Origin of the sequence: Occultella kanbiaonis (assembly GCF_009708215.1) — a bacterium.
GTDB classification, from domain to species: Bacteria; Actinomycetota; Actinomycetes; order Actinomycetales; family Beutenbergiaceae; genus Occultella; species Occultella kanbiaonis.
Genome location: NZ_CP046175.1, coordinates 921,982 through 937,757 on the forward strand (window position 1 = coordinate 921,982; position 15,776 = coordinate 937,757).

Genomic DNA, 15,776 nt, shown 5'->3' on the forward strand with positions numbered 1-15,776 from the left:
TTCTAGGCTGTCCGGGTGACCCGACTCAGCGCACCCAGCGTCCCGGCCGACCCGACCTCGAAGGAGCGCCTCGCCGCCCGAGGTCTCGACTACCGCACCGTCGACACAGCCGACCGCGACGCGTTCCTGAACGCGATGCAGGCCGTCACGCGCGGGTTCCTCGGACCGGAGATCACCGGCGCGGCCGTCGCCGAGGAGTCCGAGCCGACCGAGGGCCGGCGCTACCTCGGCATCTTCGATGAGGCCATCGCGCAGCCGCAGGTGCCGGTCGCGACGATCGACTCCTGGGTCACCCCGCTGAGCGTGCCCGGCGGCGAGCTCGACATGTGGGCGATCAGCGGTGTCACCGTCGCCGGCACCCACCGGGGCCGCGGGATCGCACGGGCCATGCTTGAGGGCGAGCTCCGCGCCGCCGCCGACGCCGGGCTCGCCATCGCCGGCCTCACGGTGACCGAGACGACGCTGTACGGGCGGTACGGCTTCGGCGCGGCCGTGCCGATGAGCACGTGGACGATCGATACCCGCCGCGCCGGGTGGGCCGGGCCGGACGTCGCGGGCCGGGTCGAGTTCGTCTCCCGGGAGCAGCTCGCGAGCGACCTCGGACAGGTGCACGAACGGGTGCGCACCCGGCGGGGCGGGGAGATCGCGGCGTGGCCCCGGCGGTGGCAGCAGGCCGCGGGCCTGTCGACTTCGGTGAAGGACGGCGACCACGTCCGCGGCGTTCGCTACGTCGACGCCGACGGTGAGGTCCGCGGCGCCCTCGCCTACCGGGTGATCGAGAACGAGCGCGAGTTCACCCAGTCCCGCCTCAACATCGGCGTCCTCGTCACCGAGACCCCGGACGCGGCCGCCGCACTGTGGGGATACGCGCTGCAGCACGCGCTCGTCGCGGAGGTCACGGCGTCCTTGCGGCCGACCGACGACCCGGTGCGCTGGCTGGTGCGGGACGAGCGCGGCGCGGTCCAGACCATCCGCGACCACGGCTGGCTGCGGATCCTGGACCTTCCGCAGGCGCTCCGGGCGCGGACGTACTCGGCCGCCGCGGACGTGACCGTGGAGGTCACCGACCCGCTCGGGCTGACGAGCGGGACGTGGCGGGTGCGGACCGCACTCGATGGCGGGGCCGACGTGTCGAGAGTGAGCCCGGGGGAGTCGGCCGCTCCGGCCGAGTCAGGTGCGACGGGTGCGTTGGCGCAGTCGCGTGCCACCGGCGTTGCGGACGTGCGCCTCGGCATCGCGGAGCTGTCCGCTGCCTACCTCGGTGGCACGCCCCTGACCGGGCTGCTCGCGGCCGGCCGGATCGCGGGGGATACGGCCGCGGTCGCCGCCCTCGATGCGGCGCTGCGCCCCGCCCAGCCACCGACGCTCAGCATCTGGTACTGAGCAGCGCACGCTCTGCGGCGCCGGTCTCCGCCGCTGACCCAGCACCTATCGCGCTCACATCGCACCGTCGGACGGTGCGATCTGACCGTGGTGGGTGCGATCTCAGCGTGGTGGGTGCTCAGCGGCAGAGGGTGTCGGTGGAGCCGGCCTCCAGGCCGGTCTCGGTGATGGCGTAGCCGACGATCGCGTAGCAGTCGCCGGTGGCGTCCGGGTCGAGTCCCTCGACGACGTACTCGCCGGGGTCCGACGTGAGCTGCTGGAGCACGCTGGCCGGGGAGCCGTCCGCGGGGACGTCGACGATGAGGAGGTAGTCGACCTCGGACGGGGCAGGTGCCCAGGTCAGCAGCACCGAGGTGCCCTGTGACGTGAGCACCGGGTTGACCGGAGCCAGGTCCGGATTGCCGACGGTGGGCTGCGGCGGGGCGTCCCCGGTCCGGACGTCGGTCGGAGCCTCCGGTACGTTCACGCCGGTCTGCGACGGAGTCGGGTCCGGTTCCTCCTCGCCACGGAGCAGCGCGGACCCGATCCCGAATGCCGCGCCGACCAGCAGTGCGCCGCCGACGAATGCGACGATCCGCCGCCAGGTCGTCCCGGAACCCTCGCCGGACGTGACCGGGGCGCCGGCCGGAGGCTCGGGCGCAGGTTCCGGGCCGAGGCCGGTGGCGTCGTCGTCGATCGGGGCGGGCCGGCCCTGGTGCCCGACGTGCGCGAGCACCGAGGGGGCCAGCGGCGAGGGCTGGGGTGCTGGTTCCGGTGCGGCCGGCGGTTGCCCGGGTGCTGACGTCCGCACGGAAGCCGCCGACGGCGGTGCCTCGGTACCCGTGGCGCCCGGCGCCCACGAGGGCGGTGCGTCGCCTGCCGCGGGCGCCGCGGTCGCGGCAGCGGGACGGGAGGGTGCGGCGGACCCGGTCGGTGTGCTGGGTGCGGCCGGGGCGGCGGAGGGCGCGGCGACGGTCGCCGCCGTCGCGGCGGTCCCGGCCGCTCCCGCGGCGGGGGCCACGGCTCCGCTCGCCGGGTCCCAGGACCGGCCCTCGGTCCGGATCGAGCGCAGCCGGTCAAGCGCCTGCGCGGCCGTGGGGCGCCGCTCGGGCTCCGCGTGCAGGCCGGCCTCGATCAGGTCGCGCAGTCCGGCGGGCAGCTCGTCGGTCTCCAGAGGTCGGCGCGCCCCGGTGCGGACCCGGCGCAGGTAGGACAGCGCCGTGTCGTCGTGCGGGTCGAGCGCGGCGAACGGGGCCCGCCCGTCGAGCAGCGTGAACAGGGTGGACGCGAGGGACCAGACGTCGTCGGCCTCGGTCGGGGGGAGGCCGTCGAGCACCTGGGGGGAGGCGTGCCGGTAGCTGAACCGCTCCACGGAGGCGGTGTGCCCGGCGTCGGCCATCCGGGCGATGCCGAAGTCGCTGAGCACGTAGGACGTCGGCAGCAGCAGGACGTTCTGCGGCTTCACGTCCCGGTGCAGCACCCCGCGCGCGTGCGCGAACGCGAGCGCGTCGGCCACGGCGGTGCCGGCGGCAACGACCTCGGAGACCGGCAGCGCACCGTGTGCACGGACCCGGTCGTGCAGCGATCCGAGATCGTGGAAGTCCATGACCAGGCAGGGGTCACCGTCGGCGGTCGTGGTGGTGTCCAGCACGTTGACGATGTGCGGGTGCTGGCGACCGAGGGCCACGGTGATCGCGAGCTCGCGCTCGAACCGGGCGGCCGCCGACGGGTCCGCCGTGATCACCTTGATCGCGACGTCCCGGTCGAGGCTGTCCTGACGCGCCCGGTACACGACGCTGTCACCGCCTTCTCCGACCTCGACCAGGTGGGAGTAGCCCGCGACCGACACCGCCGACGGTGTCGCCGGGGCACGCTCGACCGGGTCGCCGGCAGAGCGGCTGGGATCGTTCGGACCGGCAGGACCGGGCCGTCGGCCGGACGTGGCGCCGACCGCTTCCGCCAACGGGCGTGGGGCCGCGGGCGCCCAGTCGTCGTCGGACACGCGAACCCCCTCCCCGGACGGGCGCCGTCGACCCGGCGCACATGAGTCCGAGGATAGGCGGTGCCCGGCGCGATCGCGGCGTGGCCGGTGGTGGAAGGTTCCGCACAGGCGGCTCCGCGCTCGCGGCACCTGGCGTCGTCGGTCACTCCTCCTCGCGCGGCACGCCGAACCAGGTCCTTGCTACGGTGACCGGATGGCGCGTCGTCCCCGAACCGACCGTCGAGCCGAGTCGTGACGAGTCCCGACGACGAACGAGTCCTGAGCTGGATCCGTGACGTGCTCGGCCGCGACGTTCGGATCGCCGCAACCGTCCCGTTGCCCGGAGGCCTGTCCGAGGCGATGTTCCGCGTCGAGCTCACCGGCGCAGACGTGGCCGCCGTGGTCCTGCGGCGCTGGCCGAACGACGGTGACTGGCAGCGCGACTCGGTGCGCCGGGAGGCCACCGCGCTCAGCCTGCTCGGCGGCCGCGGGGTCGGAACCCCCGAGCTGATCGCCACCGACCCGGCGGGGGAGTGGACCGGTCGACCCGCCAACCTGATGACCCACCTCCCCGGTGCTGGTCAGCTACGTCCCGCCGACATCGCCCAGTGGACCGGCGAGGTCGCCGCCCGCTTGGCGCTGATCCATGATCAGCCACGTGATCCGCGCCAGCAGGCGAGCCCGAAGTGGGTCGACCTGGACGACCCGGATCGGCGCGCCTGGCTGGCCGACCTGCCGTACGGCGACGAGGCACTCTCCCTCGCGCGCGCCGCCGCCGCTCCCGTCCGGGAGGTGTTCGGCCACGGCGACTACCAGCACTTCAACCTGCTCTGGAGCCGGGGACGGCTCACCGGCGTCGTCGACTGGACGATGAGTGGGGTGGCCGAAGCTGGTCGGGACGTCGGCCACTGCGCCCTCAACCTTGCCGTCCTGTACGGGCCGGACCGGGCCGGGCGATTCGTGGCGCACTACGAGGCGATCACCGGGACGCGCGTCGATCCGGGGTGGCTGATGTCCGAACTGCTCGACTTCTCGCCGGCGTGGCCGGAGTTCATCCCGCGCCAGGTCGGCGGTCGCGTGCCGGTCGACCAGGCCGGCATGCGCGGACGGGTCGAGGAACTCATCGTCGAGGTACTGCGCTCCGCCGGCTGATTCCAGCGGTCGCCGCCCGGCTCCGCACGGGCACCATCGGCTCACAGCGCCGAGCGCGGGCGATGGTGCCAGACTCGTCCAGGGGCAGCGGGGCGAGCGAGCGACCTCGCAGGCAGCGACGGGGAGGCACCCGATGGCGTCGACGACGAGTTCAGCCGAGGCCCTGCCGGTCGGGAAGGTCCGAACGATCTTCGCCGGCCTCATGCTCGCGATGCTGCTCGCCGCGCTCGACCAGACGATCGTCGCGACGGCGCTGCCGACGATCGTCTCCGACCTCGGCGGGGCGGAGCACCTCTCCTGGGTGGTGACCGCGTACATGCTCGCGAGCACCGCGACGACGGTGCTCTGGGGCAAACTCGGCGATCTCTACGGTCGCAAGGCGCTGTTCATCGCCTGCATCCTCATCTTCCTGGCCGGCTCCGTCCTGGCCGGCACGTCGCAGACCATGGGCCAGCTGATCGCGTGGCGCGCCGTGCAGGGGGTGGGCGGCGGCGGTCTCATGGTCCTCTCGCAGGCCATCATCGGCGACGTCGTCCCGCCTCGGGAACGCGGCCGCTACCAGGGCCTCTTCGGTGCCGTCTTCGGCGTCTCCTCGGTGGCCGGGCCACTGCTCGGCGGGTTCTTCGTGGACAACTTCGACTGGCGCTGGGTCTTCTACATCAACGTCCCGGTCGGGATCCTTGCCCTGATCGTGGTGGCGGCGGTCCTGCCGCACATCGAGGCAGGTCGCAAGCCCCGCGTCGACTACGCCGGCATCATCCTGCTCGGCGGAGTCTCGACGGCGATCGTGCTCGTGACGAGCCTCGGCGGCACCACCTGGGCGTGGAACTCCGCCCCCGTGTACCTGATGGTGGCCGCCGCCGTCGCGGGCATCATCGCGTTCATCGCCGTCGAACGACGCAGCCCCGAGCCGGTGCTTCCGTTGCACCTGTTCAGCAGTCGCGTGTTCACGGTCGCCGCCATGATCGGCTTCGCGGTCGGCTTCGCGATGTTCGGCGCGATCACCTACCTGCCGCTGTACCTGCAGACGGTGAAGGGGTCGACCCCCACGGAGTCGGGGCTCGAGATGACGCCGATGATGCTCGGGCTGCTCATCACCTCGATCGGGTCCGGACAGCTGATCACGCGGACCGGACGCTACAAGATCTACCCGATCCTCGGCACCGCGATCACGTCCTGCGGGCTCTACCTGCTCTCCCTCATGGGTCGGGACACGTCCACGCTGCAGGCGGGACTGAGCATGTTCGTGCTCGGCGCCGGGCTCGGGATGGTCACCCAGGTCCTCGTCATCGCCGTCCAGAACGCCGTGAGCTACCGGGACCTGGGTACCGCGACGTCGGGTACGACGTACTTCCGGACGATCGGCTCATCCATCGGGGTCGCCGTGTTCGGAACGATCTTCGCGAACCGGCTGACTGCGAACCTTGCTACCGCAGTGCCGTCACAGGCGCAGGGCGCGTGCGGCCCCGAGACGCTCGTCGCCTCGACGCAGGCGCTGGACCAGTGCCCCGCGAACGTCCAGGACTGGTTCCTGGATGCCTATGCGGACTCCCTGCACACGGTCTTCCTGTGGGCGGTCCCGGTCGCGGTGATCGCGTTCGCTCTCACCTGGTTCCTGCCGGAGGTCGAGCTGCGCACCTCGACCCGCGGCGGCGATGCCGTGACGGCGGGGCAGGCGGCGGGTTCGTCGTTCGCGCTGCCGAGCTCGCGCACCTCGCTCGAGGAGCTGCGGATGATCCTGTGGCGGCGCGTCGGGGTTCGTGATCCGCTGCAGGTCTACCGGGTCATCGACAGCGACTACGACCTCACCCCGGAGCAGTGCTGGATGGTCACCAGGGTCTCCCTGAAGGGCACGCGGTCGGTCGAGCCGATGGCCGAACGCAGCGGCGCGTCCGCCGACCGGGTCCGTGAGATCGCCGAAGAGCTGGCGGCCCGAGGACTCGTCCGGCTCGACGGGGACACGGTCGTGTCCACCCCGGCCGGCGATGCCGTGGCCGAGGAGCTCCGCGAGCGGGAGCGCGAGCGGCTGCGCCGTTACGTCGCCGAGTGGCCGGGGGGCGACGAGCCCGAGGTCGACCAGCTGGTGGAGCAGCTTACCGCGCAGCTGCTGGCCGACCCGAGCGACGTCCTCACCGGGCGCTGAGCCCGCGCACTGTCCCTCAGACCGGGCGTCGGGCCGGCTCGGTCGCCGAGAGGAGGTAACGAGCGGCGGCCTCGGCGGCGTCCGCCGTCGGGGTCTGGGTCGAGCGCACCGCGAGGTGGACGGACTGGTCAGCGCCGATGAGGTCGTCATCGGTGCGGATCTCGAGTCCCCACGAGCGCAGCCGCTGCCCGCGGACCGAGTCGGTCACGAGGAACAGCCGACGACCGTCGTCGAGGAAGGCGACGGGGACGGGTCGCCTCGGCAGGCCGGTCGCCTCGGCGAGGGCCCCGACGGCGTCCCTGACGGCGGCGATGGTGGGGTCGGTGGTGTGGGTGGTCGTTTCGAGCATGGTGGTCATGGGTGTCTCCTGAGGTTCGGTGTCGGCGGCGGCACCCGACCGGCGACGGCGCTCGGCCGCATCCGATATGTCTCGAGCGGCGCTCGGCTCCGGGGTTTCTCGCGCGTGGAATGTCGCGCGTGCTGCCCGGGCGTGTCCGCCGCGTTCAAGGGGTGCCGACGGCGCATCCATCGATGGTGCGCGTCTCGCCGGTCAGTGGTGTAACCATACCGAGCGTCCGGACATTCCCCTTCCCGCCACCCGAACCCGCACTCGGCGAGGACTACCCCTTCAGTCCCGTGGTCGTGATGCCACGGATCAGGTACTTCTGCGCGAACGCGAAGAACAGCATGATCGGGATCAGCGAGAGCACGGACATCGCGAGCAGCATCCCGATCCCGCTGTTCGACTCGGCGTCGACCATCGAGCTGAGGGCCACCGGCACCGTGAACACGGACTGGTCGGTCAGATAGATCAGCGGCGTGAAGAAGTCGTTCCAGGTCCAGATGAACGTGAAGATCGTCGTGGTCACCAGGGCCGGTCGCATCAACGGGAAGATCACGTACCAGAACGTGCGGAACGGCCCGGCGCCGTCGATCGCGGCGGCCTGGTCGAGCTCGCGGGGGATGCCCCGGATGAACTGGACCATCAGGAAGATGAAGAACGCGTCGGTGGCAAGGAACTTCGGCAGCACCAGCGGCACGAACGTGTTCACCAGGTCGAACTGCGAGAAGATGATGTACTGCGGGATCACCAGGACGTGCATCGGCAGCATCACCGAGACCAGCACGATCCCGAAGTACAGGTTCCGGGCCTTGAAGGTGAGCCGGGCCAGCGCGTACGCGGTCAGCGAGCAGGAGAACAGGTTGCCCACGATGGAGCTGATCGTGACCACGAACGAGTTGCCGTAGAACACCCAGAACGGGCGGGTCAGCGAGTTCCACCCGTTGACGAAGTTCTCGAGCGTGAACTGCTCCGGGATGAGCGGGCCGGTGAGGATCTCGCTCTCCGGCGTGAACGCGCTCGTGACCATCCAGACCAGCGGGTAGAGCATGAACGCGACGAACACCGCGAGGCCCGCGTGCCTGGCGACGGACCGCCCGCACCGGCGGGGCCGGCGCCGGGTGGGCCCACCGGCCGGCGTGCCGGTGGTGGTGGCATTGGGCGTGAGGGTTTGTGTGGTCATCATCAGTCTCCGTAGAACACCCAGTACTTGGACAGCAGGAAGTGCCCCGCGGTCATGACGCCGATGAAGACCAGCAGCACCCAGGCCAGCGCGGAGGCGTAGCCCATGTCGAAGGCCGTGAAGCCCTGCTGGTAGATGTACAGCGTGTAGAAGAGGGTCGAGTCCACCGGGCCTCCGGAGCCGCCGCTGACCACATGCGCCTGGGTGAACGCCTGGAACGCCCCGATCGTCTGCAGGATCAGGTTGAAGAAGATGATGGGCGTCAGCAGCGGCACCGTGATGGAGCCGAACTGGCGCAGCACCGAGGCGCCGTCCACCCGCGCCGACTCATAGAGCTCCTCGGGTATCTGGCGCAGGCCGGCCAGGAAGATCACCATCGGCGACCCGAACGTCCACACGTTCAGGATCACGAGGGTGCCCAGCGCCGTCTGCGGGTTCTGCAGCCAGCTCGAACCCTCGATCCCCACCAGCGCGAGCGCGGAGTTGACGAGACCCGCGTGGCCGAACAGCTCACGCCAGAGCACCGCCACCGCGACACTCGACCCCAGCAGCGAGGGCAGGTAGAACGCGCTCCGGTAGAAGGTCAGCCCGCGCATGCCACGGTCCAGGATCAGCGCGAGCAGCAGCGCGAACGCGAGCTGGAGCGGGACCGAGACCAGCACGTACGTGAGCGTGACCCGGACCGATTGCCAGAACCGGTCGTCGGTGAGCATCCGCTCGAAGTTCGCGGTCCCGATGAACTCCGGGCTGGACAGGACGTTGTAGTCGGTGAACGCGAGGTAGAGGGAGGCGAGGGTCGGCAGGGCGGTGATGCCGACCAGTCCCACCAACCAGGGCAGCATGAAGACGTGCGCCGCCCGCCCCTGGCGGTTCAGTCGGCTCTTGCGCCGGGTCGGCGCCGTTGCGGTGGCCATCAGTGATCGCTCCGGTCCGGGTGCTGTCGCGTCAGGACGCGCGGTCGATGGCGGCCTGGAGCTCGGCGATCATGGCCGTCGCGGCATCGATGGTGGTCGACTGCTCCAGGGCCACCTGCTCGCTGACGCGGGTCAGGATCGTGCGCCAGGTGCTCGAGCCGGCCGGCGCCTCGTACCGCGGGTTGCGCTCCAGCGCCCGGTCGTGGGCGACGGCGTCGAGCATCTGCTGCTCGTCCGGCGAGGCGAACTCGGCGACCTCCTCCGCGACCCGCGGGTTCACCGGTGCGCCCATGGTCAGGCCGGTGATCCGGAGCGTGTCGGTGTTGTTCACGCTGAAGTTCAGCAGGGTGCCCGCGGCTTCGAGGTTGGCCTCGTCGATGCCGCCGAAGATCGCGAGCCGCGGGGTGTACAGGTAGGGGTGACCGGGGGTGGCGTCCGCGGCCACGGGCATGGTGCGGAGCTTGAACGTGGCCTCGGGGAAGAACTGGGCGTCGTCGATGATGTGGTTCGAGTTGCCCAAGTAACTCAGCACCCGCTCGCCGATCAGCGCCCAGTCCGCGCCGACGCCGTCCTGCTCCGAGAGGGACGGTGCGGCACCGTTCTTGCGCAGGTTCTCCCAGAAGTCCAGCCAGCTCGCGATCCCGTCGGCGGTGAACCCGATCTGGCCGTCCCCGGTCCACAGCTCCTCGCCGCGCTGGCGCAGCCACGCCTCGAGGGTGAGGTCGTGGTCGGGGCCGTAGTTCACGGCCCAGTTGCCGTTCGGGTTGTTCGCGGCGTAGTCGATGGCGAACTCGGTGAAGCCGTCCCAGGTCCAGCCGGCACCCTCGGGCAGGGTGACACCGTCGGCCTGCGCCATCGTCTCGTTGTAACGGACCACCGGCACGAAGATCCCGAGCGCCATCGTGTTGTGCACGCCGTCGAGGCGCAGGCCGTCGATGTCGTCGGCGCCGTAGTCGCTCAGGTCGAGGGTCTCGAGCCCGTCCAGGTCGTGGAACATGTCGTTCGCGTAGTAGGTCATCACCTGCGCGGAGGGCACCCAGAACAGGTCCGGCACGTTGCGCGCGGCCATCTGGGTGGTCATCCGCTCCTGGAACGCGGTGTACTCGGCGAACTCCGTCTCGACCGTGATCTCGGAGTGGTCCGCCATGAACTGGTTCAGGGCGTTCGTGTAGTTCTCCTGGCGCACGTTGTTGCCCCACCAGGCGTAGCGCAGCGTGGCAGAGCCGCCGGCGTCCATCCCGCCGCCCCCGCCACCACTGCCGCCACCCACGCCCGAGCAGGCGGCGGCTGTGCCCGCCAGCCCCGCGACGGCGGCGAACTTCAGCACGTTCCTACGGCTCATCTCACGCATCGTTGCGTCTCCCTCATCGGTGAAGTACGGCGGTCCCGTCGTCGGGACCGTCCGGTTGAACTGATGCTAGTTTCGGAACACTTGACGGTCAATGAATCATGCAAACTTGTTTGACAATCTGCCACCAGCGTTCCGGATCCCTACTCGAGGACGAGCACCTCGAACCTGCCGACGGTCGGGGTCGTGACCCGGATCCCGCCCTCCGTCGGGGACACCGGCACCTCCACGCCCGCCACGAGCGCCCGGGCCCGTGGCGGTGGTCCGGACCACGGCAGACTCACCTCGACCGGCGCGATCGGCACCGGGTCGAGGAAGCGCTGGACGGCGTCACCGCTGCGGTTCAGCAGGTGCACCACCGTGCCCGCGTCCGACCGGCCGCGGACCACCTGGAGCTGCTCGGGGATCCCGGTGCCGCTCGGGCGGGCGCCCAGGGCACGGATCCTCGTCGCGACCTCGTCGCGCACGGCGCGCAGACCCTGCTCGCGGTAGACCCGCCCGACGGTCCATGGCAGGTGGGCCACGGTGCCGCCGTCGAGGGTCCGTTCGGCGTAGCCGGGGTGATCGGCCTCGGTGTGGCCGTAGCACTTCTCCGGTGGGCCGTACGGCGCCCGGCCAAGGGTCGGCAGGGCGACCGAGGCGTCCGGATGCGGCTCGATGACGTGCAGGGCGCCGATGACCGGAGCGGGCCGGCCCCACGGGTGCCCGGACGGCGTGGTGCCGTCGAGACGCACGTAGGCGGCCCGGGTCGCCTCCACCGAGGTCAGACCGGCGAGGTGGCGACGCACCGGGGACGCGGCCAGCTGACCGGCGCCCGCGGCGAGCGCGGACGAGCCGGTGGCGAGCACGGACCCGCCGGCGGCCACGAACGCGTCCAGGGCGGCCACCGCCTCCGGGGCGAGTTCGCCCACGTCCGCCAGGACCACGACGCGGTACCCGGTGAGCGAGCCGACGCCGTCGCCCGGGCGCCTCAGATCGGCAAGGTCGGCGATCCGACTGCTGCTGAGCACGTCGAACGGCAGGTGGGTCTCCGCGAGGGTGAGGTACAGGCCCTCGAACTCCGAGCGGACGCCCTCGGCGCGGTCAGGCCCGACGCGGTCACCCCGGACCAGCAGCACGTCCGAGTCGGGTCGCAGCCCGGCGTAGACGTTGGCGTGGTCGCGGTGGAACCGGGTGATCTCGCCGGCCACGGTGATGTTCTCGTACGGGCTGTCGCTCGGGCGGCCCATCACGTAGGTGGACGGCACCGCGCCGTGCGCGATCGCCTGGATCAGGAACTGGGCGAAGTGGTTCGGCTCCTCGCCGGCGAGCCGGTACGGCATGTCGACGAACCCGACGGCGTTGACCAGCACCGGCACGTGCGGCCGGTACGCCTTCGCCGCCGAGACGTGCTCGGCGGTGAGGTGGTGCCAGAGCGGACGGCCGACACCGTTGTTCGCCTCGTGGAAGACGATGTCCGCGCGGTCGCCGAGGATCAGGGCTGCGCCCGGGGCTAGGGAGCGGATGTGGGCCCGGAGCCGGGCGGTGAGGTCGTCCAGGGTGAGGCGGGCGTAGTCCTGCCAGGTCCGGTAGCCGGGGGAGGAGGGCTCCTCCGGCAGCGGGGTACCGGGCGCGAACGCGGCGAAGCCCTCCCGGCAGGCCAGGCAGTGGCACACGCCCCAGTAGGTGCGCGAGTAGTCCACCTCATTGAAGGACATCCAGTTCAGGAAGAAGCCGGCGATGTCATAGCGGGTGAGCACCTCGGTGATCACCTCGAACACCTGCTCCTGGTAGTACGGCCCGCTCGGGCACACGCTGACCAGGCCGTTGTAGACCTGGTTCTCGCCGCGGGCGTTCACGAACAGCCACTCCGGGTGTGCCTCGGCGCGGCGCCGGTCCACCTTCGAGAAGTCCATCCGGCCGAGCACCCGGACGCCACGCTCGGCCGCGGCCGCGACCGCGTCGCCGACCAGGTCGCCCGAGGTGCGCCCGGCCAGGGCCGGGTTCGGGGTCTGGCTCGCGAGCGCCGTCGGGTAGTTCGAGACGATCCCACCCACGGACAGCAGCCAGACGTTCGCGCCGAAGTCCTCGAGGAAGTCCAGCACGCCGGGGACGTCCAGGTCCGCGTCGATCTCGCGCAGGTTCGTCTGGAACGTGCGGAACGGCGCGCGCCACCACTCGGTCGCCGGGCTCGCCTTGGCGGGCTGGTCGCCGGACTGGGCGGCCCGGGTGTTGAGAGCGGTCACGTCGTGGCCCGTCCGGCCGCGTTGCCGAGCACCCGGTGCAGCGCGGAGTGGTCGGCGTCGCCGAGCCCCTGGGCGATCGCGGCACTCATGAGCTCGTGCGCGGAGGCGGTGTGCGGCAGCGGCAGGTCCATCGCCCGCGCGGAGCCGAGGGCGAGGCCGAGGTCCTTGCGGTGCAGCCGGATCCGGAAACCGGGGTCGTACGTGTGATCGACCATCCGCTGCCCGTGCACCTCGAGGATGCGCGAGGAGGCGAAGCCGCCCATCAGGGCCTCCCGCACCACCGCCGGGTCGACCCCCGCGGCCTCCGCGAACGTCAGCCCCTCGGCCACGGCCTGGATGGTCAGGGCGACGATGATCTGGTTGGCGACCTTCGCCGTCTGGCCGGCACCGACGTCCCCGACGTGGGTGATGGTGGCGCCGAGGACCTCGAGCAACGGTGTGGCCCGCTCGAACGCGGCCGCGGTCCCGCCGGCCAGGATGGTCAGGGTCCCGGCTCGGGCGCCGACGTCCCCGCCGGAGACCGGGGCGTCGAGGTACTCGCCGCCGGCGTCGGTGATCCGCGCCGCGAAGGACCGGGTGGCGACCGGCGAGATGGAACTCATGTCGATGACCAGGGTGCCGGGACGCAACGCCGCGGCGACGCCGTCGGTCCCGAACAGGACGTCCTCGACGTCCGAGGTGTCCGGGAGCATGAGGATCACGACGTCGGCCTCCGTGGCCGCGTCCGCGGCGGAGGTCGCGCGGCGCCCGCCCGCCTCGACGAGGTGCTCGGTGGACTCCTTCACGCGGTGGAGGTGGACGGTGTGGCCGGCGGCGATCAGGTTGGCCGCCATCGGGGCGCCCATGACGCCGAGTCCGATGAATCCGATCTGCACGTGTATCTCCTTCGATGAGGGTGGCCCCGCTCGACGCAGGGCAGGGCAGGGCAGGGTGCGGTCAGGTCCAGGTCAGGTGCGCGACCTCGAGGACGTCGACGGCGGGCACGCTCACGTGGACCCGGCCGTCGGCGACGTGCGCCGGCGCCCGGGTGTCGGCGAGGTGCAGCCGCGCGGTCGCACCGGTGGCGCCCGGTGGGAGGGCCACCGAGATCTCCTGCGGCGGCAGTGGGATGGTCTCGCGGTTCTGCCCGCGCATGGCCATCGGGTTGTTCAGGTTCACCAGGGCCACCGCCATCGACGTCTGGTCCGTGCGGACGGCGACGTCCACGAGCCCCTGGCCCTCGACGCGCACCCGGGGTTCGCCGCCGAGCGCCCAGGCGACGGCGTTCTGGATGAGCCGGGCATGGTCGTGCTGCATCGCGGCCCAGAGGATCTCGCCCACGTTGAACGCCAGGTACACACTGCGCCCACCACCCGGCTGCTCGCGGCAGACCACCGCGGCCGAGCCCTCCCCGCCGCGGGGATAGACCTCCTCCATCGGCAGGTCCGGGTAGTCCGGCACGAACCGGAACGGGACCGAGGTGAGGCGATCACCCGGCGCACCGGCCGCCGTCGGGGTCTCGATCGGCTCGACCCCGACGAGGTGCGTGCCGCCGACCACCCGGGTGGCCCCGTCGAAGCCGGCGGCGACCGGGTGCTGCGGGTCGAGCGTGATGTAGTTGTTCTTGACCGGCCCGCGCGGGGCCCCGGTGAGGCGGACGCCGAGCACGTCGCCGAGGGCGAGGTCCGCGCCGCCGGCGTCGTCGGTCACGAGGGACGACTCGTGGGCGGCCACCAGGCTGCCGCCGCCGGCCACCCATTCGCGGATCACCGCGCAGTGCGCGTCGGACAGGGCCCGGCAGTTCGGCAGGATCAGGACCCGGTACGGGGCGAGCCGTTCGAGGGTGAGTTCTTGATCCGCGATGTAGTCGAACGGCACCCGAGCCTCGACGAGGGCCTGGTAGAAGCCGTCCTCGTCCGCGCTGCCGGCGGTGTGGCTCGCCCACGGGTTCGTCGGGTCGAGGCGGACGTTGTCCAGGACCGCGACCTCGCTCGTGATCTGCATGCCCGCGAACACGCCGGCGACGCGCTCGTGCAGCGTGAAAGCCTCCACGATCGGCGACACCCAGCGGGTGTCGAACACGTTCGCGTTGAACTTCGTGTACCAGGGCAGCGCGCCGTGCACGAAGCCGTCGGCCATCCAGGTCACGATCTCGTGCGGGTCGGCGACCGAGTCCTTCCACCGGTACTCGCCGTGCTCGGGACCGACCGAGGTGATCAGCGCGACCGGGCGGTCCGGGAACATGCCCCGGCTGCGCTTGCCGATCCGCCCCGACCACCACAGCGCCTCGTTCTCGGACCGGCCCTGCTTGTCGATGAAGAACATCGGGTACCGGTCGTCGACGAGGTCGCGGACCAGGTCCCGGGTCAGCATCGCGCCACGGTTGGGGATGAACCGGGCGTGCGGGCGCACCTCGCGCACCGCGTCGTCCCAGAGCACCACGAGCTCGGACAGCTGCCGGCTGCGCCAGGTGGTGTAGGCGCGCCACGCCGGGTCCGTGCGGTCCTGCGTGCGCGGCAGGTGCAGGCCGGTGTCGTCGAAGAACTGGCGCTCGGCACCCTCGGAGTAGGAGATCGCGGACGGCCCCTCCCAGCGGTTCGCGAACACCGCGTCCACGTCGTAGTCGCGCACGATCTCGCGGGCGACCTCGGTGATGAACTCGCGGTGGTAGCTGCTGAACGGGTCGGTCAGCCAGATGTCCGGGAACGCCCAGTGCGGGATCGGGTTGCCGTCGGCGTCGCGGGCGAGCCACTCCGGGTGGGCGTGCGCGGCGTCGGCGTGGATCGCGTGCGGGTCCACCCGGGCCATCACGTGCATGCCCAGCTCACGGGCGCCGGTGACCAGCTCGCCGAACGGGTCGGTGTCCCCGAGGTACCTGCTGCGGTAGTGGAACGGGATCTGGGTGGGATAGAACGCCATGTAGCCGCCCGCGCTCAGGCACAGCGCGTCGGAGCGGGACTCGCGCATCACCGAGATCCAGAAGTCCGGGTCGAAGTGCAGCGGATCGTCCTCCACGAAGGTCAGCTGCGTCCACCGGGTGGCGGTGCGGAACCAGTCCAGCGAGCGCTCGGCGGCGGGGTTCTGCGGGAGGGGGTCGAGCCCGGGCTCGTGATCCGTAGTCAGCATCGTTGCGACCTCTCGTTCGGCGT

11 protein-coding genes are annotated in these 15,776 nt (G+C 71.6%); 3 read left to right on the forward strand and 8 right to left on the reverse strand.

Features of this window, described 5'->3' with window-relative positions:
• Positions 1-15 precede the first annotated feature (15 nt).
• Positions 16-1,383: a GNAT family N-acetyltransferase gene (locus GKS42_RS03915; RefSeq protein ID WP_154792661.1), complete on the forward strand. Its 1,368-nt coding sequence runs from the start codon at positions 16-18 to the stop codon at positions 1,381-1,383.
• 118 nt (positions 1,384-1,501) lie between these two features.
• Here the strand turns inward: GKS42_RS03915 and GKS42_RS03920 are convergent, their stop codons facing one another.
• Positions 1,502-3,364 carry a serine/threonine-protein kinase gene (locus GKS42_RS03920; RefSeq protein ID WP_168217748.1) on the reverse strand — a complete coding sequence of 621 codons (1,863 nt, stop codon included), beginning with the start codon at positions 3,362-3,364 and terminating at the stop codon, positions 1,502-1,504.
• Between the two features lie 231 nt (positions 3,365-3,595).
• Here GKS42_RS03920 and GKS42_RS03925 point away from each other — a divergent pair, with 231 nt between their 5' ends.
• Together GKS42_RS03925 and GKS42_RS03930 are read left to right on the forward strand one after the other, a co-directional pair.
• Complete coding sequence (locus tag GKS42_RS03925; RefSeq protein ID WP_154792663.1) at positions 3,596-4,495, forward strand: phosphotransferase family protein; 900 nt, start codon at positions 3,596-3,598, stop codon at positions 4,493-4,495.
• Between the two features lie 133 nt (positions 4,496-4,628).
• Positions 4,629-6,638, forward strand: coding sequence for an MDR family MFS transporter (locus GKS42_RS03930; protein ID WP_154792664.1), 2,010 nt, complete (start codon positions 4,629-4,631; stop codon positions 6,636-6,638).
• Between the two features lie 16 nt (positions 6,639-6,654).
• Here the strand turns inward: GKS42_RS03930 and GKS42_RS03935 are convergent, their stop codons facing one another.
• The 7 genes from GKS42_RS03935 to GKS42_RS03965 all read right to left on the reverse strand — a co-directional run bounded on the left by GKS42_RS03935 (position 6,655) and on the right by GKS42_RS03965 (position 15,753).
• Positions 6,655-6,996, reverse strand: coding sequence for a hypothetical protein (locus tag GKS42_RS03935; RefSeq protein WP_154792665.1), 342 nt, complete (start codon positions 6,994-6,996; stop codon positions 6,655-6,657).
• Between the two features lie 262 nt (positions 6,997-7,258).
• On the reverse strand, positions 7,259-8,161 hold the full coding sequence (locus GKS42_RS03940; RefSeq protein WP_154796529.1) for a carbohydrate ABC transporter permease: 903 nt from the start codon (positions 8,159-8,161) through the stop codon (positions 7,259-7,261).
• A gap of 2 nt (positions 8,162-8,163) precedes the next feature.
• Positions 8,164-9,075, reverse strand: coding sequence for a carbohydrate ABC transporter permease (locus tag GKS42_RS03945; RefSeq protein WP_154792666.1), 912 nt, complete (start codon positions 9,073-9,075; stop codon positions 8,164-8,166).
• A 31-nt stretch (positions 9,076-9,106) separates the two neighbouring features.
• Complete coding sequence (locus tag GKS42_RS03950) at positions 9,107-10,417, reverse strand: ABC transporter substrate-binding protein (RefSeq protein ID WP_210769307.1); 1,311 nt, start codon at positions 10,415-10,417, stop codon at positions 9,107-9,109.
• A 149-nt stretch (positions 10,418-10,566) separates the two neighbouring features.
• Complete coding sequence (locus GKS42_RS03955) at positions 10,567-12,648, reverse strand: alpha-amylase family protein (protein WP_154792668.1); 2,082 nt, start codon at positions 12,646-12,648, stop codon at positions 10,567-10,569.
• Complete coding sequence (locus GKS42_RS03960; protein ID WP_154792669.1) at positions 12,645-13,523, reverse strand: 2-hydroxy-3-oxopropionate reductase; 879 nt, start codon at positions 13,521-13,523, stop codon at positions 12,645-12,647. Before GKS42_RS03960 ends, GKS42_RS03955 begins: the two co-directional genes overlap by 4 nt.
• Positions 13,524-13,584: 61 nt before the next feature.
• Entirely contained in the window at positions 13,585-15,753 is a 2,169-nt protein-coding gene (locus tag GKS42_RS03965; protein ID WP_154792670.1) for an alpha-amylase family protein, read from the reverse strand.
• Positions 15,754-15,776: the final 23 nt, after the last annotated feature.